This is a genomic window from Geobacillus sp. Manikaran-105 (genome assembly GCF_002809955.1).
Classification (GTDB): Bacteria; Bacillota; Bacilli; order Bacillales; family Anoxybacillaceae; genus Geobacillus; species Geobacillus thermophilus.
Genome location: NZ_PIJG01000087.1, coordinates 1 through 5,388, shown reverse-complemented (window position 1 = coordinate 5,388; position 5,388 = coordinate 1). Strand labels below are relative to the sequence as shown.

Here is a 5,388-nt window from a genome sequence, read left to right as displayed (position 1 = left end):
AACGGGATGCGCGAGGAGTCCTTCTCCATAGCGATCAAGGCTCCCAGTACACATCCCGCCAGTACCATCAACTGCTGAAGGCTCATCATATCATTCCTAGTATGTCCAGAAGAGGAAACTGTTTAGACAATGCCTGCATGGAAAATTTTTTCGGGCATTTGAAATCGGAAATGGTGGACCTTCCCACCTTTGAAACGGAAGAGGAAATGATCGGGGCGATCGATCAGTACATGTATTTTTATAATTATGAACGGTGCCAGAAAAAACTAGACTACCTCAGCCCAGTGGAATACCGAATTGCCTAAGCAGCCTAGCAGACGAACGGCTGAGAATGTCTCCTTCTTCAGCTTGCCAACGATGAAGTGGAATGAAGGAGACGTTGTCAAGTGCTTTCCTTGACAACGTTTCCTCATTCCACTATCCTAACAAGCAGCTAAAGAAGGTGGGTATTTTTCACACTGTCTACTTGACAGGGATATGTTCACCAACGTGGATGGCCTTATCACATACTGACAAAGCTCCTGCACCATGGAATCAATTGAGCGGAAAGAAGGACCGGTTTCCCCAAATGCTCCTGACAGGCTATGATCAACGGTGTCTGCATCACCGTTGATGATGAAAAGATCCGGTCCCGAATCATACATCTTAAAATTTTAACGAAGTCTTTTGGCTTCTTGTAACTTTCTTTTCTGTTCCGCTACTTTCGTGCGCAAAAACCTTATCTTTCCCAAAGTGATGATGTTGAATATGGTGTAGCAAACAAGGCTTGCCGAATACTCGTTGTCCTCATTCATATCGTGAAAAAACTTCATGTAACTCCTCCTTGATCTCATCTTTCCCCTAAAGGGTGATGATTGAAAAAGCATTCTTCTAATAGATAAACCTTAATGGTTGAACTTCTCCAAAATCAATCGTACCAAGAAGCAGCGATTGTCACTAGCCTCCTCAAAGGATGATGCAATGTCCCTCCAAGGCAGGGATTCAAAAGGCTGCTGTCGAAAAGAGAAGGAATTGATTGAATGAGAGTCTTTCCATGCAAGCTCGGGTCCCAGATTCGTGCCACACCTAGGTTTCTATCATCTTTCCTATTGAACGAAAGAAACAGAAACGCTGGCGTCAACACAAGTCTTTGACCATCTGGCGCAAAACGAAAGGAGTGCTCGACGTGAATGTGCCGTTTGAAATTCGCCAAGCCACCATTCAAGACATCGAAGATCTGACTCGATTGCGCTTGGAATTTCTTAAGGAGTTAGGAAAAATACAGTCGGAACAAGAGGAAACGCTTGTCACAACCGCAACAAAACAATATTTAGAAGAAGCCCTTTCAAACCATGAATTTATTTCCTTTGTCGCTTTATCCAATCATCGCATAGTCAGTGTCAGTGGCATCGTCTTATTCAAACGGCCCCCTTCTTTGCAAAATCTAAAAGGACTCGAAGCGTATATACTGAACGTGTATACGATCCCTCCGTATCGGAGAAAAGGATTGGCCAGAACGCTGTTGGAACGTTGCATTGAGGAATGTAAAACAATCGGAGTCAAACGAATTTGGCTGCATGCCACGGAAGATGGGAAGCCGTTATATACAAAAATGGGATTTACCTTTAAAAACAGTGAAATGGAATTATTCATTTGAATGTAACCAAACATTATAGACGACTGCCGGAAGCGAGCTTGTGCTTGTCACACCAAGGTGTGGAAAGACCGAACACCGCTTCCCCCTACATGAACGCGGAAGCGGCGTTGTTTCGGGCGCCAGCAGTCGCTCCAATGTTTGGTAAAAGCCGCATCCAATTGCCTCTATAGACATGCTCAAGTAGCTCCTAACATAAAAAACATAGCTTCATATGGTCATCAATACTAAGGAGTGAATCAACGTGAAATTTGATCCCAATCAGCATCTTCATTTAGGATATTATGAGAACAATGTTGATGTAGAAGCAGTTGCCTATAAACTTGAGCATACAAATCAATGGGTAGTTTTTCTCGATCATGAACAGGATACTACAGTCGTGAAAAGAATATTAGATCAGTATGATCTCCATGAAAAATATGGTTACAAAATTTTCACAGTCGAAGCAGATGAGTTATCTTATGACGTCGGAAGTAAGCTACTGGAAGAATGGTTAAAAGCAAATAATATCATATAAGATCATGTTGCCATTTGGTTGAATGGTGATTGGGCCAAATTCGAACTGTATGACTCAATATCACTGTTGCATGATTCACAACGAAAAGTGAGGTCTGTACATGAAGACGGTTAGCCAAGAAATCCAAGAATTGTCCATTCAATCCTTAGAGTCCACTTTTCATAAGCTTTCCAATGCTTTTCAAAGCATGACAGAAAAAGGTGCAAACACCGCTCTTGTGGAAAAAAGACGAAACACAGTCAAAATTGGTTTAGAAAGCCTAAAAAATACTTGGTATGGGGAAGAGTTTTGCTATGACGAAGAAATCATATTGACTTCTAAAGATGTTCTACAAGGTCTCATTCCGCCGATCGAAACACAAATAGCCAAAGCAAAGGAAGGAAGTTCACAAAAAACATTAAATGAGCGTCGCTTAATGGCGTTAAAACTGGCCATCGAATCTTTGGAGAACCGTCTTACATAAGACGGTTTTTCAATTTTTTTATTGTTCCCGAATTGGGTGTGTGACATAAACAAGATGGAAGGAAAGCTTATTTATGATAGCATCCCGTTATGTTTACGCCATAATCAACTGAAATCAAGTACGTCGTTCATTCAATCACAGGAATCCCAGTATCGTTCCATTAATGAGACCGACCAAGCAGGCTGCCTTACTTCGCCTTTAGGTAAGAACTCCTTCATAACCGGTTTAATATCAATAATCGGCGTACCATCTATGGCATCTAATCCTCTTACTTTCAATGTCCGCCCTTGATGTTCTAACAATTCAACCGTTGTTAACCCTAATTTATTCGGTCGATGTTTGCCCCTTTGAGCAAAAATTCCGACCTTCGGATATTCTTTACGATTTCTTGGATGCCTTGCTCCATAGTGAATGGTGTCATCTGTCACTCGGTCAAAATAAAAAATAATATCTAAATGCGAAAACTCACTGATCCCTTGTAAAGCGGAATCATCGATTTCATCTGATAATTCAATTATTGAAATAACACTACCCCAATTATCATCCTCAACATCTTTGCGGTTATTTTTAACAAATGCGATTGGTGCAATTTTACTGGCAACTTTAGTTGCAACAATATATGTTACACCTGCTATTACCACTGCAGCAGATGCAGCAATTAAATGAGATCAAAGCGCTTCACCTATTACAACCCCAATTGGAGCTAGAAATGCCATCGACACATGAGCTTTATTGAGTTTACTACAAGTTTTCCGTTTGTTTCAGTATCTTTAAATACAGCAACAATTTTATCAGGAAGGATGGAGCCCGGAACGAATGAGTTTCTCCAGATCGATCTCCTGTGCCCAATGTTCCAAGTGAACGAGGGCTTGCCGGCCATCAAACACATTGTAGAGGATGGCCTGAACGGCATCACTGGGTCGAGTCTGGCATTGCGAATCGACGGGAACGAGATGGTCAATCAATTAGGGCAGGTCCAGTTCCTTAAATAGGGTACTTATGATATTCAAAATAAGAATTGCGATAGACCCCTTTGACTTCAACATCCATGAGAGCAAACTCCTTTACTTTCCTTGTGTGTCAAGAATTCATTCGACGATGGGCACAAAAAACCCTCCCGATTTTCGTCGGAAGGGTGCGAAATGTGAGTAATGAGGAATCGTATGAGGATAAAATAAAAAAGGATTCCCACATCTCGTAGGAATCCTTGATACATCCTATTTTCGATGCCGATGGTGGGAGTCGAACCCACACGGGGGGCTACCCCACACGATTTTGAGTCGTGCGCGTCTGCCAATTCCGCCACATCGGCGCGACATGTATTATTCTATCACATTACTTCATGTCTGTCAACACTTTTTATATTCATTAGATGGAGGCGGCACCCGGATTCGAACCGGGGGTAAAGGTTTTGCAGACCTCTGCCTTACCACTTGGCTATGCCGCCTTGATCGAGAGCGGAAGACGGGACTCGAACCCGCGACCCCCACCTTGGCAAGGTGGTGTTCTACCACTGAACTACTTCCGCATCATTGGCTGGGGTAGCTGGATTCGAACCAACGCATCACGGAGTCAAAGTCCGTTGCCTTACCGCTTGGCTATACCCCAACGCTGTAAAAGTGAAGGGCGACTAGTGGGAATCGAACCCACGCATGCCAGAGCCACAATCTGGTGCGTTAACCACTTCGCCATAGTCGCCATAATGATAATCAAAATGGCAGGGGCAGTAGGAATCGAACCCACACCGGAGGTTTTGGAGACCTCTGTTCTACCATTAAACTATGCCCCTTCAATCATGGTGGAGGGGGACGGATTCGAACCGCCGAACCCAAAGGGAGCGGATTTACAGTCCGCCGCGTTTAGCCACTTCGCTACCCCTCCAAAGAATGGTGCCGACTGCAGGACTTGAACCCGCAACCTACTGATTACGATTCAGTTGCTCTACCAATTGAGCTAAGTCGGCATAAAACAAATGCAAGAAGGTGGCTCATTGTTGTGCTCTGTGCCTCTTCCTCTACAAGCTGATTCGAGGAAGCAGGATGCGTCGAGGCAACTCGAAGCCGACTCGACGAAGCAAGTGCTCGTCTCTACCAATTGAGCTAAGTCGGCATAATTATGATATAAATCGTGGCTCATTGTTCATTTGTTGTGTCCCTTCCTCTACCAGCCAATTCGAAGAAGCTGGGTGCGTCGGGACAACTCGCAATCGATTCGATGAAGCGGATGCTCGTCTCTGCCAATAGAGCTAAATGGTGGCTCGGGACGGAATCGAACCGCCGACACAAGGATTTTCAGTCCTTTGCTCTACCGACTGAGCTACCGAGCCATATTAAGTTTTACGTTGCTTTGCTTGTACTGCACTGTGTCTCTTCYTCTRCAAGSTGATTCGAGGAAGSCAGATGCGTTGAGGCAACTCCGACTGAGCTGCTGAGCTGTCTCTTTTCATAATTTTGAAACAATGGCGGTCCCGACGGGACTCGAACCCGCGATCTCCTGCGTGACAGGCAGGCATGTTAACCACTACACTACGGGACCAATTTGGTTGCGGGGGCAGGATTTGAACCTGCGACCTTCGGGTTATGAGCCCGACGAGCTACCGGACTGCTCCACCCCGCGGCGATAGGAAATGATTCAGTTTCGATCATGCTCTGAGTAAATTTTTCGTTGCCCCTTCCTCTACTAACTGATTCGAGGAAGCCAGATGCGTCGGGGCAACTCGAAGCGGTTTCGAGGAAGCAAAGGCTTGTTGCTCCACCCCGCGGCGATAAGAATACA

General features: G+C 44.6%; 5 protein-coding genes, 11 tRNA genes and 2 pseudogenes. 4 read left to right on the top strand and 14 right to left on the bottom strand.

Annotated features, from left to right (window positions below; translation table 11 throughout):
• From CV945_RS16160 to CV945_RS16145, 4 genes are all read left to right on the top strand, one after another.
• On the top strand, positions 1-305 hold a 305-nt coding region (locus CV945_RS16160; RefSeq protein WP_157807550.1), incomplete at its 5' end, for an IS3 family transposase.
• Between the two features lie 860 nt (positions 306-1,165).
• Positions 1,166-1,636 (top strand): GNAT family N-acetyltransferase, encoded by a 471-nt coding sequence (locus CV945_RS16155; RefSeq protein WP_008880998.1) that lies wholly within the window; start codon positions 1,166-1,168, stop codon positions 1,634-1,636.
• 241 nt (positions 1,637-1,877) lie between these two features.
• A complete protein-coding gene (locus CV945_RS16150) occupies positions 1,878-2,150 on the top strand; it encodes a DUF3986 family protein (protein WP_008881000.1) in 273 nt (90 codons plus the stop codon).
• Between the two features lie 100 nt (positions 2,151-2,250).
• Positions 2,251-2,613, top strand: a complete 363-nt coding sequence (locus CV945_RS16145; protein ID WP_100660159.1) for a hypothetical protein — start codon at positions 2,251-2,253, stop codon at positions 2,611-2,613.
• A 131-nt stretch (positions 2,614-2,744) separates the two neighbouring features.
• On the opposite strand, the gene tsaA is transcribed toward CV945_RS16145, so the two are convergent.
• The 14 genes and pseudogenes from tsaA to CV945_RS16080 all read right to left on the bottom strand — a co-directional run bounded on the left by tsaA (position 2,745) and on the right by CV945_RS16080 (position 5,229).
• Entirely contained in the window at positions 2,745-3,203 is a 459-nt protein-coding gene (gene tsaA / locus CV945_RS16140) for a tRNA (N6-threonylcarbamoyladenosine(37)-N6)-methyltransferase TrmO (protein WP_100660160.1), read from the bottom strand.
• Positions 3,201-3,406 (bottom strand): annotated as a pseudogene (locus CV945_RS17670) (SAR2788 family putative toxin); the annotation flags it as partial. The pseudogene CV945_RS17670 and the gene tsaA, both read right to left, overlap by 3 nt.
• Position 3,407: 1 nt before the next feature.
• Positions 3,408-3,663 (bottom strand): annotated as a pseudogene (locus CV945_RS16135) (DUF4277 domain-containing protein); the annotation flags it as partial.
• 177 nt (positions 3,664-3,840) lie between these two features.
• A tRNA-Leu gene (locus tag CV945_RS16130) sits at positions 3,841-3,925 on the bottom strand.
• A gap of 61 nt (positions 3,926-3,986) precedes the next feature.
• A tRNA-Cys gene (locus tag CV945_RS16125) sits at positions 3,987-4,060 on the bottom strand.
• Positions 4,061-4,069: 9 nt separating this feature from the next.
• Positions 4,070-4,141, bottom strand: a tRNA-Gly gene (locus CV945_RS16120).
• Positions 4,142-4,146: 5 nt separating this feature from the next.
• Positions 4,147-4,221 (bottom strand) — tRNA-Gln (locus tag CV945_RS16115).
• Between the two features lie 17 nt (positions 4,222-4,238).
• Positions 4,239-4,311 (bottom strand) — tRNA-His (locus tag CV945_RS16110).
• A gap of 17 nt (positions 4,312-4,328) precedes the next feature.
• Positions 4,329-4,402, bottom strand: a tRNA-Trp gene (locus CV945_RS16105).
• Positions 4,403-4,409: 7 nt separating this feature from the next.
• Positions 4,410-4,494: transfer RNA gene (locus tag CV945_RS16100), tRNA-Tyr, on the bottom strand.
• A gap of 6 nt (positions 4,495-4,500) precedes the next feature.
• A tRNA-Thr gene (locus CV945_RS16095) sits at positions 4,501-4,576 on the bottom strand.
• A 287-nt stretch (positions 4,577-4,863) separates the two neighbouring features.
• Positions 4,864-4,939, bottom strand: a tRNA-Phe gene (locus tag CV945_RS16090).
• A gap of 133 nt (positions 4,940-5,072) precedes the next feature.
• Positions 5,073-5,148: transfer RNA gene (locus CV945_RS16085), tRNA-Asp, on the bottom strand.
• A gap of 4 nt (positions 5,149-5,152) precedes the next feature.
• A tRNA-Met gene (locus CV945_RS16080) sits at positions 5,153-5,229 on the bottom strand.
• Positions 5,230-5,388 lie beyond the last annotated feature (159 nt).

Bases quoted from the DNA above. Each gene is read 5' to 3' on its own strand.
- CV945_RS16145 (WP_100660159.1), top strand. From the start codon at position 2,251: ATGAAGACGGTTAGCCAAGAAATCCAAGAATTGTCCATTCAATCCTTA.